Here is a 16,045-nt window from a genome sequence, read left to right on the forward strand (position 1 = left end):
GGCTCGACGACGACGACGCCAAACAGATGATCGTCTCCGGGTTCATCGAGCCGATCACGGAGGAACTGCCGATCGAGTACGCCGTCGAGCTGAACCGCCTCGTCGAACTCGAGATGGAGGGCTCGCTAGGGTGATCTAATGCCGGAGTGCGCACACTGCGGAGCACACGTCTCACAACAGTTTGTGACCGTGTTCGGGTTGGACGGCGGTGACGTAGTTGCCTGCCCGGCGTGTTCCAATAAGGCAAACATCGCAGAGACAGTGTTATCCCGTCGCTCATAACGAACGATGGAACACTGCTTCGCATGTGACACTGACTACGGGTATCTTGGAACGACACCGCATGAGGGGTCCTGTCCGGCCTGTGGCTCGTCAGTCGTAACACCAGCAGGCGAACTCAGCGTCGTCGACACGACAACGTGGGAGAGTGCCAATAGTCTCTCGACAATCCACGTGACGGCGGTCGACGCCCGCTCTCGTCGATTTGAGTTTGTCGTTGCGGCGCGTCGCGGCCGGGGAGAACTGGTCTGTCTTGCGATCGATGGGATGGCGGTGCCAACCGATACAGTGTGGTCAGTCCCGGCTGCCGTCGCTACGAGAGTTACCGCGCACGGGATCAGGCTCAGTGATTCCACGCCAGCTCAAAGCATATGAGGAACGGTACAGGCCGGACACACGGTCGGTCATGTCTGTCCTGTCTCGGTCGCGAGAGGTGATGTCGCTTGGTGAACTCGAATCTGAAATTGCTCCGACAGACCCCCGTTCGTTGATCAAACGGAAATGATCGGTTACTCATATTAGATCTGTTTTTATTACCGCGCGCCCAACATATTGTTATAGAGATGAAAGAGCAGCTCAAAGTAGGAGTTATACAACACAACCCTGTAATCGGTGATATAGACGGGAACCTCGGTAAGATAACCAAGGAGTACAGGCAGCTGGCGGATACTGAGCCTGATCTCGTTGTCACACCTGAACTCTCGATAGTTGGGTATCCACCGCGTGATTTACTCCACCGAGCAGAGATACTTGATGCTCAAGAAGCAGCTCTCAATGATCTGGCTTTAGAAACCGCTGACGGGCCACCGTTAATCGTCGGCGCTGCGGTCAGGACCGAGCGTGACAGCGGTGCGCCGATCCACAATGCCGCAATCGTGCTCCGCGATGGAAAGAAGAGTGAAACGTACCACAAGCGGTTACTGCCGACATACGATGTCTTCGATGAGCATCGGTACTTCCAGCCCGGGACCGACCCAGTAGTCGTAGATATCGCGGACACCGCCATTGGACTCACGATCTGTGAAGACGCGTGGCAGGATGCCGTCGTAACCGGGACACGCCGCCACGACGAGAGTCCGCTACAGGACACAGCTGCGAGCGGAGCGGATCTTATTATTACGCTTTCTGCGAGCCCATTCAGTCTCGAGAAACCGTCTCGACGTGAACACCGGTTCGCAACGCATGCTGCTGAGACAGACTGTCCGGTTGTGTTTGTTAATCAAGTCGGTGGGAATGACGAGTTGATCTTCGACGGACACTCATTGGTCGCTGTTGATGGAGCGGTCCACGAGCAGTTGACAGGATTCGAGTCTAGCACTACTGTCGTGGACGTTTCGGTCGGCGGAGACGCAACAGTTCCGACAGGTAATACTGAAACCCGCGCTACGCAGGCCCGCAAAGCACTCACGCTCGGCGTAGGGGATTACTTCGAAAAAACCGGGTTTGAGGAAGCCGTAGTTGGGTTATCAGGTGGGATTGATTCCGCAGTCGCGGCCGCGCTCGCAGTAGCGGCACTCGACGCAGAGAACGTCTATGCCGTGTCTCTCCCAAGTGAGGTCACAAGCCAACAGAGCATCGCCGACGCTCAGACGGTAGCGGCAAACTTAGGCATCGAGTTCGATGTGATCCCTATCGGATCGGCAGTGGAGGACATCTCCCAGACGCTTGATGCGAACAACGCATCGCTCACTGGTGTTGCTGCTGAGAACATCCAAGCGCGAATCCGTGGGTCTATCCTCATGGGAATAGCGAACCAGCGTAATGCGCTCGTGCTCACCCCAGATAATAAGAGCGAAGCCGCAGTCGGCTACTGTACGCTGTACGGCGACGCCGTAGGCGCGCTTGCTCCACTCGGTGATTGTTACAAACAGCTGGTCTACGAGTTAGCTGGTGTGTTCAACGAGACACTTTCCTCAGCAGGATCATCGCCTGTGATTCCAACGTCTGTAATTGAGAAAGAGCCGAGCGCAGAGCTTCGTTCCGGGCAGGCCGACGAAGAGGAAATCCCAGCGTATGAGGTACTGGATCCTATTCTTGAACAGTATATCGAGGAAGGCGAAACCATCAGTTCGATACGAGAGGAATATCCCGACCACGTTGTTGACGAAGCACTTAGACGGACTACACACGCCGAATTCAAACGACGGCAAACTCCACCGCCACTTCGTATCACACAGAAGGCACTCGGGCGTGGATGGAACTATCCAATTGCCGCAGCGTACGATTGTCTACTCGATGACCATTGAGACTTCGTGAGCTGGCCGCTTCAAATAACCGGGCCAAGTTTCGGATGACGTTGCTGGAGAGCGTCGCAGCAGCCGTTGAGTTAGAATTCCAGTAGGAAGCGTAGGCACAAGTCTCAGGTAAAGGTCTTAGTTTTGTATTTTAGATAATAGTCTTAGATACACGGAGCTAGTAGTCAGACGGCGAACGACAGCAAGTTCATCCAATCAGTCAGTTCCACTGCTACCCACGTATGTTAGCTGCGCCGTGAGATCTGTCGCAGAGACCATCCCGACGATTTCATTTTTATTGCTAGCTACAGTGTTGACTCCTGAGGCCTACATGCGAACAAACGACATATAGTATGTAGACTGTCAAGTATACGTTGGCTATCTATTGGCATAAGTGAGAGATATCTAGCTTGATTTCAACCAACCCGAAGCTAGCATATCGTGGTTCTGTTTGTTATGAGGGTTCGTTTAAATTTAGGCAGTTATTAGATTCGCATTAGATATGAGATGCTGCTCGCAGCGCCACGGTTGAGCTACACAACTACCGATGATAATAGGCCACATCAGTTCCAATGGGTCGTATGAGCGAACACAGAGATTATCGCGCCGGTTTCCGCACGCAGCGTGAAGAGATCGAGGACAAACAGTTACCCACTACTGGGGAGTTTCCAGACTGGCTCTCTGGGGATCTCATCGGGAACGGGCCGGGACAGTTCGAGGCCGGCGACACAGGGCTGCGACACTGGTTCGACCCGTTCGCCATGCTCCGGCGCTTTCGGATTGACAACGGTGAGGTTAGGTACGCGAACAAATTTGTCCAGAGCCGGGATTACGCATTCGCACAGGATCATGGCGGCGTCCGAACCCCGTTCCCAGGAACACCTCCCGATCGATCGGTCTGGACACGACTGCGTCAAGTTCTCGAAGGGACATTTCCGGACAACCCAGTCATCGGTATCCAGCGGTTCGGCGACAAATTCGCGGCGGTTACTGAGTCACCGACAGCACTGACGTTCGACCCTGACACGCTCGAAACGACGGGGCGAATCGATCTCACGGCTGGATTGGACTGCGATTTGACTCTCGCTCATGTTCACTACGACCCTGTCGCGGAAGAGTTCATCAATCTGGGGGTGTCCTATGGTCGCAACACGGTGTATACGGTGTTCAAGCGGCCGAGAGACGGTGGGACGCCGACCCCGCTGAGTCGGCTTCAGTTCGACGAGGCACCGTACATTCATTCCTTCGCTGTGACCGACCAGCACGTCGTCGTGACGGTAAACGCGTACGGGCTGGATACCACGCAGCTCCTCAAAGGTAGCGTAACGAAGGAGACGTTCCTTGACGCGTTTCAGCCACTGTCGACGCCCCTCCGCTTCGTCATCCTCGATCGCTCGACCGGTGAACACGTGGCAACCGCGTCGGCGTCACCGGCGTTCATCTATCACCACGCGAACGCGTTCGAGCGTGATGGCGAGCTCGTCGTCGATGTAGTTGCGTTCGACGATGATCGCGCAGTGACCGGACTCGCATTGTCAAACCTCCGGAGCGACGATCCGGACCTTCCACGAGGCGACCTGTGTCGGTACACGGTACCGTTGTCCGGCGGTGAGGCAACTCGAGAGCCACTCCACCGTGGTCCAGTTGAATTCCCAGTGATCAACTACCGAGCGGTTAACGGTACATCCCACCGATACGTCTACCTCGCTGAAACTGACGGAGCGTCAAGTCTGCCGACAGATATCACGAAGGTGGACGTCGACACCGGCACGGCCCACCGCTGGTGCGAGTCAGGTACTCATCCAGGCGAACCGCTGTTCGTCCCCGCGCCTGAGGCAGAAAACGAGGACGACGGGGTGCTGCTCTCGGTCGTATTAGATCCCGAGGCAGACCGCTCCCGGTTGGTCTGTCTCAACGCCGAGACGCTCGGGGAACTCGGCCGAGCCGAGCTCCCGCATCGTCTCCCGTTCGGATTCCACGGGCAATTCTACGGCCCCGTGGCTCCCGGACGGAGTATGGCGTGAGGTGTCGGATCAAAGTAAGCTAACCCACGACTAAAGTCGTGGGCTTTCAGCGTGGACTCCCCCTCTGGCCGAATCATAGCGGAAACAGCGCGGAAACCCACCCCTTCAGGGGTGGGAGGAAGCGCGTACGCTCCGTGCAACAACCCACCGACTACGACAGGGCCGACTCCCCAATAGTTTTGAATTATTGGCAGTACGTATGATGTATGGAGAAGCGGCGCACTGTTCCGGTGAAACTCGCCGTGGATAGTGACGACGCCGCACTCATCGAAGACACCGTCGACGAGTTCCTGTGGGCCGCTAACTACGTAACTCGCCACGCCTTCGAAGGCGAATACGTCACCACGAGCAAAACTACGCTTCACGACGACACCTACGAAGACCTGCGCGACGAGACGGCGTTACACAGCAACCACGTCCAAGCCGCCCGGAACAAGGCCGCTGACGCCTGTAAGAGCGTGGTCAAGAAGTGGAAACAGGGGAAGAAGGCGTCGATGCCGCACTTCACCAGCCCACACGTCGTCTACGACCACCGCACCGCCACCTTCCACGACGAGTACGTCAGCCTCGCCACCACAGACGGACGGATTGAAGCCGACTACGTGCTTCCTGACGACGAACAAGACACGCCCCACGCGGAATACCTCTTCTCAGATGAGTACGAGACGACAGGGGCGGAGTTACACTACCGGGACAGCGACTGGATGCTTCACATCCACTGTAAGATGGAAGTGGAGTCTGACACGTCGGAGCAGACAGCCACCGAGAACGGAACGGTTCTCGGGGTTGACCTCGGCGTGAACAGTCTTGTAGTTGCCTCGACTGGCACGTTCTGGACGGGTGACGAGTTCGACCACTGGCGGCGCGAATACGAGCAACGGCGTGGTGACTTACAGGAACACGGCACGCGGTGGGCGCATGAGAACATCCAATCGGTCGGTCGGAAAGAGGAAGGTCGGTTCAAAATCACGCTCCACCGCATCTCGAACGAGTTGGTAGCTGAAGCCCGCGAGTACGGCTGTTCGGTGATAGCGTTTGAGGACTTGACCGACATCCGTGAGCGCACTGGTGCGTCGTGGGGCCACAAGTGGGCATTCAACCGCCTGTTCGAGTACGTCGAGTACAAAGCAGCCGAGTACGGCATCAACGTGGAGCAGATTGACCCGAAGAACACGTCACGGCGGTGTTCGACGTGTGGGTTCACGCACCCCGACAACCGTAACGGCGAAGAGTTCGAGTGCCTGAAATGCGGGTACGAGAACCACGCCGACTACAACGCCACCAAGAACATCGGCTTGCGGTATCTCCGCCGGAACCAAACTGGCTCTGGTGGAGGCGCACCCGTAGGCGTGCGGTTAAACAGCGGGACGCTGAACGCGAATGGAGGGTATGACCCTCCTGCCGAAATGTCGGCCAGAGCGGGAGTCCACGCTGAAAGCCCACGGCTTTAGCCGTGGGTTAGCTTACACAGAGTATGTGCCCATCTTAATTACTCTTTTCTATGAGTGATACTTGGTACAACATATCAATGAAGCACGGCACACGAGCCGACAGACGCTCAATGGTTGGGATAAATCGATGGAGCGGTGCTCGGTCGAGCGAGGAACAATGACGACGGCCGTCGGCGTTGATGTCGGCGGTACGTTTACCGACGTGGTACTCATCGCAGAGGGCACGCTCACAACGACAAAGGTTCCCTCAACGACAGACCAGAGCGAGGGTGTCATCCGTGGGATCCAGCAGGCCTGTAAGGACGCAGGAATTGACCCGTCCGAGATCACCGAGTTCTCACATGCGATGACGGTATCAACCAATGCCCTGCTCGAAGCTGACGGCGCCGAAACGGCACTCGTGACCACGGACGGTTTCCGTGACGTACTGGAAGTGGGTCGGCAGACGCGTCCAGATCTCTACGATCTTGACGCTGAGAAGCCGACACCACTGATACAGCGTCGGAACCGGTTCGAGCTTCCAGAGCGGACAACGATAGAGGGCGATCGAACGGTGCCCGACGTGGACGTGATCGATGATCTTATAGAGCAAATACGCGAGCGGAATGTCGAGAGCATCGTTGTCTCTTTCCTTCACGCATACGTTGATCCGAGCAACGAACAGCTCGTAGCCAAGCGGCTTCGAGAGGCACTCGATGTCTCGGTGTCGGCCTCTCATGAGGTTCTCAACGAGTTCCGCGAGTACGAGCGGACATCAACAGCAGCCGTTGACGCGTACGTTACGCCGGTGATCGACTCCTACATCGGACAGTTAGCGGAGCGTGCTAGCGATCTGGGGCTGCCTCAGCCCCGAATCATGCAGTCCAACGGTGGAATCGCCGAGGCAAGTGAGATTCGTACCCACGCCGTTCAAACTGTACTATCTGGTCCCGCGGCGGGCGTCGTTGGAGCAAATGGGACAACGGTAGGAGAAGACGAATTTGAGGGATTCGTTACATTCGATATGGGCGGTACGTCGAGCGACGTGAGCCTCATTCGAGATGGCAGCGTGGAGCGGACCACAGAAAGTGAGATCGATGGCCACCCAATCCGCGTTCCGATGGTTGATGTGACGACTGTTGGAGCTGGCGGTGGGAGCATCGCGTGGGTCGACGCTGGTGGCGCACTCCGCGTAGGACCTCGGTCAGCAGGCTCGAAGCCAGGGCCTGCCTGCTACGGTCATGGGGGCAAAGAGCCAACGGTGACGGACGCAAACCTCGTGCTGGGCTATCTCAGCGAGGAGACGCAACTAGGCGGGGAACTCAAGCTCGACGTGGATGCCGCTATTGATTCGCTTGAACGACTGGCGGACGAAGCTGATCTCGACTCCGCACGAGAGGCCGCAGAAGGCGTGTTCCGCGTTGCGAACACCAATATGACTCGAGCGATCCGCTCAGTCACTGTAGAACGAGGACACGATCCCCGCGAGTTCGGTCTCGCCGCATTCGGCGGTGCAGGTCCTGTACACGCCGCGGCGCTCGCGAATGATCTTGACATCGGAACCGTCGTTGTTCCTCACGTTTGCGGCGTGCTATCGGCGTACGGTCTGCTCGACGCCGACGAGACGTACGACGCTGTCCGAACGTATCAAACGCCTCTGTCGGAAACAACGGGAACAGAACTTAAGACGGTGTACGAGCAACTTACGGCCGAACTGCCGTCCGACCCAATCGCAGGTGATATATCGCTTCAGTGTTCAGTTGACCTCCGCTACCGGGGGCAAAGCTTCGAACTTGAGGTCGACGTGGAGCAGCCTATCGAGACTGACGTACTTCGGACCGCATTTGAGACGGCCCACAAGAGAGTGTACGGCTATACGGCCGAGGAACCAGTTGAAGTGGTAAATCTCCGAGTCACCGCGACCATCCCACGGAGCGCTTCTGCGACTGAGCTCACAGAAGAAACCTTCGAGAAAGTGGCAGAGCATACTGCCGTGTTCAACGGTACGGAGTACACAACTCCTGTCTACCGTCGACCAACGACGAGCGGGACCACAATTGACGGCCCAGCCGTGCTCGAACAAGACGAAAGCACGACTGTTGTTCCTCCCGAGTGGGAGGCAACTGTACAAAAGAACGGCTCGCTCGCACTCACGGAGGTACAACGATGACGGTTGACGACTCGACAGCCGAAAGTATCGACTCAGTGACTCTTGAGGTGTTTCGAAATAAACTTGAGAGCATTGCTGAGGAGATGGGGAAGGTACTTATACGAAGTGCCTACTCGCCGAACATCAAGGAGCGGCAAGATTGCTCTACTGCGCTGTTCGATGCTGACGGCCGGATGGTCGCACAAGCAGAGCACATTCCGGTTCATCTCGGCGCGATGCCGGACGCCGTTGCCGCCGTGACCGCAAAGGATCCCGAGCCGGGTGATGCGTACATCCTGAACGACCCGTTCGAGGGAGGGACCCATCTCCCGGACGTGACGATTGTCTCACCAATCGCAACAGAATCAGATGTCATTGGCTACGCCGTAACACGGGCGCATCACGCGGACATGGGTGGGATGACTCCCGGGAGCATGCCCGCCGGCGCTACTGATATTTATCAAGAGGGGTTACGCCTCCCCGCGGTCAAGCTCCGCTCCGGAGGCGAGCTGAACGAGGATCTGCTGGCGATGATTTTAGCGAACGTACGTGACAGGACCGAACGGCGAGCAGACCTTCGCGCACAGCTTGCGGCCCACGATCGTGCTGAAGACCGATTGCGCTCGCTTATCGACGAGCACGGACGCGACCAAGTCAACCAGGCATTCGGCGCGGTTATCAACTACTCTCAGGCCCGGATGACAGATGAGTTGACTGCTTTCCCCGATGGAACTTATGAGGCCCATGATGTGCTTGAGGGCGACGGCGTGAGCGACGCAGAGATACCGATTAGGGTGTCCATCACCGTCGATGGGGCCACAGTCGAAGTTGACTTCACAGGGACCGCCGACCAGTGTGCCGGCAACATGAACGCACCGCTGTCGGTGGCGAAGAGCGCGGTGTACTTTGTAGTTCGGTGTATCACTGACCCCGAGATTCCCCCGAATTATGGGAGTTACGCCGACATCACTGTTACCGCTCCACAGGGAACGGTCGTGAATCCGACACCCCCGGCGTCGGTCGTTGGGGGCAATGTTGAAACCAGCCAACGACTCACCGACGTGGTGTTCGCGGCGTTCGCCGAGGCTGCCCCTGAACGTGTGCCAGCAGCATCGCAGGGGACCATGAACAACGTTATTATTGGGAACCGCGATCGTGGAGGGTTCACATACTACGAGACTATCGGCGGTGGATTCGGCGCACGACCCAACAAAGACGGGATGGACGGCGTCCAAGTTGGGATGACTAACACGCTAAACACACCAATTGAGGTACTAGAAGCTGAGTATCCCTTCACAGTCGAACAATACGGGTTCCGTGAGGGTAGTGGCGGCGACGGGCAGTACCGCGGCGGCTTGGGACTGGTTCGGTCAGTAACCATCGAGACCGAGGCAGTAGTCTCATTGCTGACTGAGCGCCGTCGTCGTCGTCCACAGGGCGCTGCGGGCGGCGAGCCCGGGGCAGCGGGTGAGAACCTCGCTAATGGTGAGCCGTTACCCGCCAAAACTACTCGAGAGGTAGAGGCAGGTACAACCATCACAGTCCGGACTCCTGGCGGCGGCGGATACGGTAATCCTAGCAAACGGACAGCCGACGACCGCAAAGCCGACCGCCTCGACGAGAAAGTGAGCGACAACCACGAGGATCAATGACTGACACACACAAACTCGAAGAACTGTCCTGGCCCGCGGTCGAGCAATACATCACCGGCCGCGGCGGCTTCATGAAATTACAACACCAGATGTGAGTGTAGCAGCTAGCACGTTGCGGACTACACACCCCTCTATCGATGTGTTCTCGACGTTCGGTGCTGTTAGATAAGCTAGAAGTTGAATCACGGTTAGAGTAAAATTCTCATACAACAGGCGTCACTTTGAGGCGAAAGAGACACACCCCTCTATCGATGTGTTCCGCTCACTCGTCGTCGAGGCGATACTAGTGAGATCTGAGCTGTAATTGTCGATAGAGCCCAAAATCGGCGTCTTGAACTGTTATACGTCGGGTATTGTAAGGGAGCTAGCGGCACAGAGCTGTCGTTGTGAAAGCCACAGAATACACGCTGTCAGAACACATCGAACACATCGATAAAGGGGTGTGTGTGTTTGTGTTAGTTGAAGAAGAGAAGAAGAGAGAATGAGGAGAATAGAACGAATCGTTCAGAACATACGAGAGCACGGTTCGTTCGATTTAGACGGACAAGACGTGACTACCTCGAATACGCCAGTTGAACCAGCCAGCAAATCACCCCACCCTGCGAAGACATCGAACACATCGATAGAGGGGTGTGTGTCTTCGAGCGTGCGATCGTGAACACATCGTCACCGGCTACTGGTAGTTACCCCGTTATCACTGTTCTCACGCGATTAATACGGTATTGTGCGGTTTCAAACGTCTAATTACACTTCGATAGAGGTGGGGAACCTTTTTCATACAGGGCGGTATCAGTGTGCGTATGGGTATTGACGACTCCGATGATCCTTTAGAGAAGTCGGGATCGCCGGAGGATGAGACAACGGCTCAAGCAGAGCTGTCGAATACGTCTCACGTCACAACTGGTGATTCACAGTCCAAGGGCGATTCTGATTCTGAGGAGCCCTCCCAGTCGATCGAGGATATGCTTCTCGAGTTTGATGACCAGAAGGGGCTAATTCGAGAACGAGCGCTACTTGATCCTAACTACGTCGTCGAAGAGGACCGCATTGTGGGTCGCGACGAGCAACTCCAGGAGGTCACCAAAATGCTCCGTGTTGCGCTTGGAGACAACCGACCGCCAAATTTGTTCCTCTACGGCCCGTCCGGAACGGGCAAGTCGCTGATCACAAAGGCCGTTTGCCATAACATCAGCCGGATCTGTAAAAGCCGAGATATCCAGTTCGGCACAATCGAAGTGAACTGCCAAGATCTGGATACGCTGGGTATCGCCGTGTATGAGCTCGTCCAACAGGCTGCCGATGAAGCGGGGGTTGCTGTCGAGGTTCCTAAACACGGCGTCGCGACGAAGGAGAAATGGGACGAACTCTACCGTATCGTTAACGAGCATTTCGACTCCGTCGTATTTGTCCTCGATGAACTGGACATGCTCGTTGGACGACGGGACAAACAAGAGCCCGCGTTCTCGCGACTACTATATCAGCTCTCTCGGGCTGGGACGAACGACGACCTAAACGCGTATATCTCGGTCGTTGCGATCTCGAACGACACGAAGATGATGGAATCTGTTGGGAGTCGCGCAGTTAGCTCGTTTACTCCCGAAGATGTCCATTTCGACGATTACGATGCCGATCAACTTCAATCGATTCTTCGACGCAGGCAAGATGCCTTCCACGAAGATGTCGTCGACGAGGCTGTCATCCCACTTGCGGCGGCATTCGCCGCACAAACTCATGGTGACGCCAGGAAGGCGATTGATCTCATGCGTGTTGCCGGTGAATTAGCTGAACGGGAAGGTGACACTCGCGTTCGAGAAAAACACGTCCGTACCGCACAAGCCAAAGTCGAAAAGAATCGGGTGCTTGAGGTTGTCCGTGGTATTAGTACACAAAAGAAGCTCTGCTTATACGCAACCGCAGCCGTCGCCTCCAAAACCGATAGCGGGTCTGCTCGAAGCACGACCGGCTACCGTGTGTACCAGTACTTGACTGACGCCATCGACGCTGATCAGTACCACCAAGAAACGTACGTCAATAAAATGAAAGAGCTCACAACCTATTCGCTGGTCGACTTCGAACGTCGGAGCCACGGCCCGAGCTCTGGAATGTTCCTTGAGTTCCAGTTCGGAGAGCGACCAGAAACAATTCTGGAAACACTTCGAGAGGATTCGCGCATTGAGGCGGTCTCCGAAGATGAGGTCAACTCCGTCGTTGAAGCTCAAATTCGCAACCAGACGTAGGGGTGACTCTCACTAAGATCACCGTTCGTCGCCCTCCAGATCCATTCAGGATCGAGTAGACCTGATACTGTGTCCATTAGTTTGCGTATACACCCCTCTATCGATGTGTTCCCTAGGGTTGTATCAAGAAACAATTGTCATTCTGTACGCTAGTCTTAGGCCCCTTGCTCATGATATCCCGTTAGTTCACGTACACACCCCTCTATCGATGTGTTCAAAACAGCCTGCTACCACGATACAACCTGGATTTTATTTCGACTCAATCTACAGATTAAATACTGTTTTCCGTTAGCCTGAGCACACACCCCTCTATCGATGTGTTCGGTGTGTCTGTTATCAAACCACAGAAGATATGCGTCTCACCTGTTTGACCCTATTAAGTAACTTCCCATTAAATCGAGTATACACCCCTCTATCGATGTGTGATCTCGTTTTTGAAGTGCTAAAACACCAGATTATCGAGGAATTTGTCCGGAGAGCATGGACGGCTCTACTGACCTAAGTCCCAGTATGAGCCTGTCATACAATAGTTCTCGATGGGTATAATTTGCAGTCTAGAGATTGAACAGAACCGTTGAATGGAGGAATCACGGTCTTAGGAGTGAATTTAGGGCTGTATAATCCTCAGGTAGAGGGCGTGAGACGTATTCTATGACACGCTGCCCAGTATACTTGTCAGAAGCTACTCGTCCGCGTCGACTGGCCCTTTGTATTGTGAGCGGATCTTTTCCCCTTCCCGCCACTGCCAGTAGTAGTAGCGGTTACCATTGATCGCCTTGATCGTGATCGTCGCTTTGGCGGGGACGTCATCTGGGATATCATCAGGTCGCTCTTCATTTTGGTCGTCAGCTGACTCCTCGTCGGGCTGAGCGCCACGTGCTTTGTGCGATGCGAGCGCCTCGGCGTAGCGTGCGACGTATCGGAGATCCGTTGGCGAGTAGCTGTTGAGTGTGTCAACGATCTCTGTCGGGAGGTCTTCCGGTGGCGTCGGTGGCTTGGGAGACATCGTCAGTCGCTTCGTGTCGCTCTTATGTAGAAACGCGGAAAGAGGTCGTTTGGTTGTGCCAGCTCCGAATTGAGTACGCTATCTCGGGTTCAAATCGCCGGACTACGGTGGGTGTTCAACATGTTAAATCGTCTTTCCGCAGCTCTACACAAGAGCGATTTCTCCGCTCTTATGTAGAACTACGGAAAGCCCGTATAATTACACTCAGACAGTTCTAATCTGGCAATATGCCTTCTGCTCAGACAGCGTTTGGCAGGATGTTTCGGCAGTTGATCGAGCTCGGCGTTATCGAGATCAACACCGAGCCGCTCGATGCCCGCATCGAGCGGCGGCTCAAGCAGTTCTGGGAGAATACATCCTGTCCTCGCTGCGGTCACCAGAGCATTATGACGTGGGAGAAACACGACCGAGTTCGGTGTCGTAATTGCGAATTTAAGCCAGTATACACCCATGGAACGCCATTTCACGAGAAGCACCTCACCGCAGGAGAGGTGCTTCTCGCTTTCACCCTCTACGCAGATACGCTGCTGAGCATCAACCAGATTGCGCCGCTGCTTGGTCGCGCTTACAAGACCATTCACACAGCGATTCGGGAGGCGGAAGCCGCGGTTCAGCGCGGCTTCCCCCTCACCTGGGAACTGTTTAACCAGACCGTCGATGGACCGACACAGGTCGACGAATCTGGCAAAGTCTGTTCTGGTTACAAAGGTCAAGAGCCGCCGCGAAACAGCCGTTCTCGCGGCGGCTCGTCGCGCACTGGCCGATCACGCTGGCGAGGGGGTCACGGTGACCAGCTGACGCTCGTCGCGGCGTGCCGCGACTCACTTCGTGTGATTCGCGGACAGCGCGGTATCGAGTACGAAGGCGATCTTGAGCCAGTGATTCAGGAAGCTGAAGACCTCTCCCAGCGGCTGGGAGAGGTCTGGACAGATGGACTCCAAGCGTACCGCGAGATGGATCGGGATCACCGAACGGTCGTCCACAAAGAGAGGTACGTATCGCCTGACGGAGTCCACATCAATCAGGCAGAATGCCTGTTTTCGCTTGTTCAACCGTGGCTGCGGAAGTTCCGCGGCCTGTCCAAGCAAGGCTTGGACCAGGCCGCTCATACATTCGGGATCATTAGATCGCTGAATCTCACAGGCGCATCCGTCGATATCACCATTGACTGCCTTGTTATAGGGGCTTTCCGTAGTTCTACATAAGAGCGATTTTCTCCTGACGATCTACCACTGACCACTTCAGAGATATCCGCTAAATCATTTCGCCGCAAATGTCTCTGTTGAAATCCTCAACTGATGATATATTCTTGGAGCCGTAATGAATACAGCGCGCGAGTCGGTCACGAGAGAATGGTTGTTACTGAACCAGTTGAATCGGTAGCTACAGAGCGCGGGTCTAATACAATAAGGGTTGCCCCGTAGCGGTTCAGCCACTTTGCTCAGCGAGTCCGTAGCTTACAGAACTCGGGGAGCGATGGTTATGAAGACCCTGTTAGGAGTCGCCGGGACGCTCCTCGGGATTTAAACATCCACCCCGGCCGTAGTCGCCTTGCTCACTCTCTGCGCTTCCGAGAATCGAATCGGTACAGTAGGGCCACAGTGAGGCGACGTACGTCGAGCCGTTGTGACGAAGGTATATTCCAGAGGGGAGAGTTCCGTCGGTCTGCGGGTCGCTACGGTCATAATAGGGTAGCGGAGAGAGCGCCGCTCTGACGTCCGAAAACTTCGACCTGTCGAGGCGCTGGTCGGCGACCGAACGCTCCGCTGCACGGCTGAGCGCTGTTCGAATCGGCTCGACGGAACGAAGTCGTTCATCACTCGACGGCGTCACCGTTGCTCCGTCTGGTGTATCTGTGCGAAGAATCTCTAGTAAGCCACCGTTGTCTCCCGGGTCAGCGAGACAGCCAGAGAACGCCGCGATGCTCGTCACACCACAAAGGTGGAGCACTCGACGACGGGAGAGCGGTGAACCCATACACGGACAAAGCATCGGTTGAAATTAATTACTCAGCTTTGAACGTTGAAGTAGGAGCGTGACGTAGGCGGTAGTGAAGACGGATGATGCCGATTACGGACTTCTTGTCGTGAACGCGTGTGTTTGACGAGTTCGAATCGCTGTCATCAGCTCAACGTCATCACGCGAAAACCTACGCCACCGGTCTTGTTGCGGCCAGCAACAAGACCGTGGCAGGCATCTCACGCGAAGTCCTTCCAGCTGGAGACAAACGCGCTCTCAACAAATTCCTCACCGAGTACGACTGGGACGAACAACAGTTCAACCACGAACGCCTCGAAGAACTCCAAAAACACGGTGAAACACGCTGGTCGAAGGCTGGCTACATCATCCTCGACGACACGATCACCCACAAAGCCGGGGACGAAGTCCCCGGCGTCGGCCACTTCTACGATCACGCTGAAGGTGACACTGTCTGGGGCCAAGACCTCATCTACGCCTTCTACGCTGACAACAAAACCGCCTACCCACTCACCTTCCGACTCTACGAAAAACAGGACGACAATGACCAAGACCACGACACCAAGTACGATCTCGCCCGCGAGATCGTCACCGAACTCGAAGACGAGGTAGGTGTCCCGGCGGACACCTACCTCTTCGACTCGTGGTTCGCCCACGATTCTGGCCTTCCTGAACTCATCGAATCCTCCGACAAAGACTGGATCGGCCCGCTCCGGAGCAACCGACAGGTGACCTACGGCGGCGAAGAGATCCGCGTCGATGCGCTTGCAGAGCGCATCGACACGGTTGAACGCGACGTTGAAGACGAGATGCCTTGTTTTGCCGCCGAGTGACGGCTATCTCAGACGCTCTCACGGAAGGATTCCGTCAAGCTAACCGGGAATTGGACGCCGTCTGGCGATATGGCATCGCTCAGACGGCTTGCCTGGACGCTCTTCGGTAGACTGGCGGAACTAGCGGAATACATTGACAGCGATACAGTCCACGAGACTGTGGATCGGTGCCCCAGTAAGGTTCAGTGACCGGAGGAAGCCGTAGGTCCGAGCGGCCTGTTCCA

Annotated in this window: 9 protein-coding genes and 2 pseudogenes; 9 read left to right on the plus strand and 2 right to left on the minus strand. The window is 55.8% G+C overall.

What is annotated here, in order from left to right; genetic code table 11:
* Positions 1-138 precede the first annotated feature (138 nt).
* From B9H04_RS19755 to B9H04_RS15125, 7 genes are all read left to right on the plus strand, one after another.
* A complete protein-coding gene (locus tag B9H04_RS19755) occupies positions 139-282 on the plus strand; it encodes a DUF7563 family protein (protein WP_425433497.1) in 144 nt (47 codons plus the stop codon).
* A gap of 560 nt (positions 283-842) precedes the next feature.
* Entirely contained in the window at positions 843-2,525 is a 1,683-nt protein-coding gene (locus B9H04_RS15095) for an NAD+ synthase (RefSeq protein ID WP_080508707.1), read from the plus strand.
* 569 nt (positions 2,526-3,094) lie between these two features.
* On the plus strand, positions 3,095-4,537 hold the full coding sequence (locus B9H04_RS15105) for a carotenoid oxygenase family protein (protein ID WP_049933277.1): 1,443 nt from the start codon (positions 3,095-3,097) through the stop codon (positions 4,535-4,537).
* 206 nt (positions 4,538-4,743) lie between these two features.
* Positions 4,744-5,988, plus strand: coding sequence for an RNA-guided endonuclease InsQ/TnpB family protein (locus tag B9H04_RS15110; RefSeq protein ID WP_049933278.1), 1,245 nt, complete (start codon positions 4,744-4,746; stop codon positions 5,986-5,988).
* 157 nt (positions 5,989-6,145) lie between these two features.
* On the plus strand, positions 6,146-8,137 hold the full coding sequence (locus tag B9H04_RS15115) for a hydantoinase/oxoprolinase family protein (RefSeq protein WP_049933279.1): 1,992 nt from the start codon (positions 6,146-6,148) through the stop codon (positions 8,135-8,137).
* Positions 8,134-9,768: a hydantoinase B/oxoprolinase family protein gene (locus tag B9H04_RS15120; protein WP_049933281.1), complete on the plus strand. Its 1,635-nt coding sequence runs from the start codon at positions 8,134-8,136 to the stop codon at positions 9,766-9,768. Before B9H04_RS15115 ends, B9H04_RS15120 begins: the two co-directional genes overlap by 4 nt.
* A gap of 800 nt (positions 9,769-10,568) precedes the next feature.
* Positions 10,569-12,005, plus strand: coding sequence for an orc1/cdc6 family replication initiation protein (locus tag B9H04_RS15125; protein ID WP_345775823.1), 1,437 nt, complete (start codon positions 10,569-10,571; stop codon positions 12,003-12,005).
* Between the two features lie 682 nt (positions 12,006-12,687).
* On the opposite strand, the gene B9H04_RS15130 is transcribed toward B9H04_RS15125, so the two are convergent.
* Complete coding sequence (locus B9H04_RS15130; RefSeq protein WP_085682831.1) at positions 12,688-13,011, minus strand: hypothetical protein; 324 nt, start codon at positions 13,009-13,011, stop codon at positions 12,688-12,690.
* A gap of 227 nt (positions 13,012-13,238) precedes the next feature.
* On the opposite strand from B9H04_RS15130, the gene B9H04_RS15135 reads away from it, so the two are divergent.
* Positions 13,239-14,216: an IS1595 family transposase gene (locus B9H04_RS15135; protein ID WP_085682832.1), complete on the plus strand. Its 978-nt coding sequence runs from the start codon at positions 13,239-13,241 to the stop codon at positions 14,214-14,216.
* Between the two features lie 891 nt (positions 14,217-15,107).
* Positions 15,108-15,797: pseudogene (locus B9H04_RS15140) on the plus strand (IS701 family transposase); the annotation flags it as partial.
* A gap of 144 nt (positions 15,798-15,941) precedes the next feature.
* Here the strand turns inward: B9H04_RS15140 and B9H04_RS18290 are convergent.
* Positions 15,942-16,045, minus strand: a pseudogene (locus B9H04_RS18290) (IS1595 family transposase); the annotation flags it as partial.

It is taken from the genome of Halorubrum ezzemoulense DSM 17463 (assembly GCF_002114285.1).
Lineage (GTDB): Archaea > Halobacteriota > Halobacteria > Halobacteriales > Haloferacaceae > Halorubrum > Halorubrum ezzemoulense.

Coding starts and splice junctions, on each gene's coding strand:
- B9H04_RS19755 (WP_425433497.1), top strand. CDS start 139: ATGCCGGAGTGCGCACACTGCGGAGCACACGTCTCACAACAGTTTGTG.
- B9H04_RS15095 (WP_080508707.1), top strand. CDS start 843: ATGAAAGAGCAGCTCAAAGTAGGAGTTATACAACACAACCCTGTAATC.
- B9H04_RS15105 (WP_049933277.1), top strand. CDS start 3,095: ATGAGCGAACACAGAGATTATCGCGCCGGTTTCCGCACGCAGCGTGAA.
- B9H04_RS15110 (WP_049933278.1), top strand. CDS start 4,744: ATGGAGAAGCGGCGCACTGTTCCGGTGAAACTCGCCGTGGATAGTGAC.
- B9H04_RS15115 (WP_049933279.1), top strand. CDS start 6,146: ATGACGACGGCCGTCGGCGTTGATGTCGGCGGTACGTTTACCGACGTG.
- B9H04_RS15120 (WP_049933281.1), top strand. CDS start 8,134: ATGACGGTTGACGACTCGACAGCCGAAAGTATCGACTCAGTGACTCTT.
- B9H04_RS15125 (WP_345775823.1), top strand. CDS start 10,569: ATGGGTATTGACGACTCCGATGATCCTTTAGAGAAGTCGGGATCGCCG.
- B9H04_RS15130 (WP_085682831.1), bottom strand. CDS start 13,011: ATGTCTCCCAAGCCACCGACGCCACCGGAAGACCTCCCGACAGAGATC.
- B9H04_RS15135 (WP_085682832.1), top strand. CDS start 13,239: ATGCCTTCTGCTCAGACAGCGTTTGGCAGGATGTTTCGGCAGTTGATC.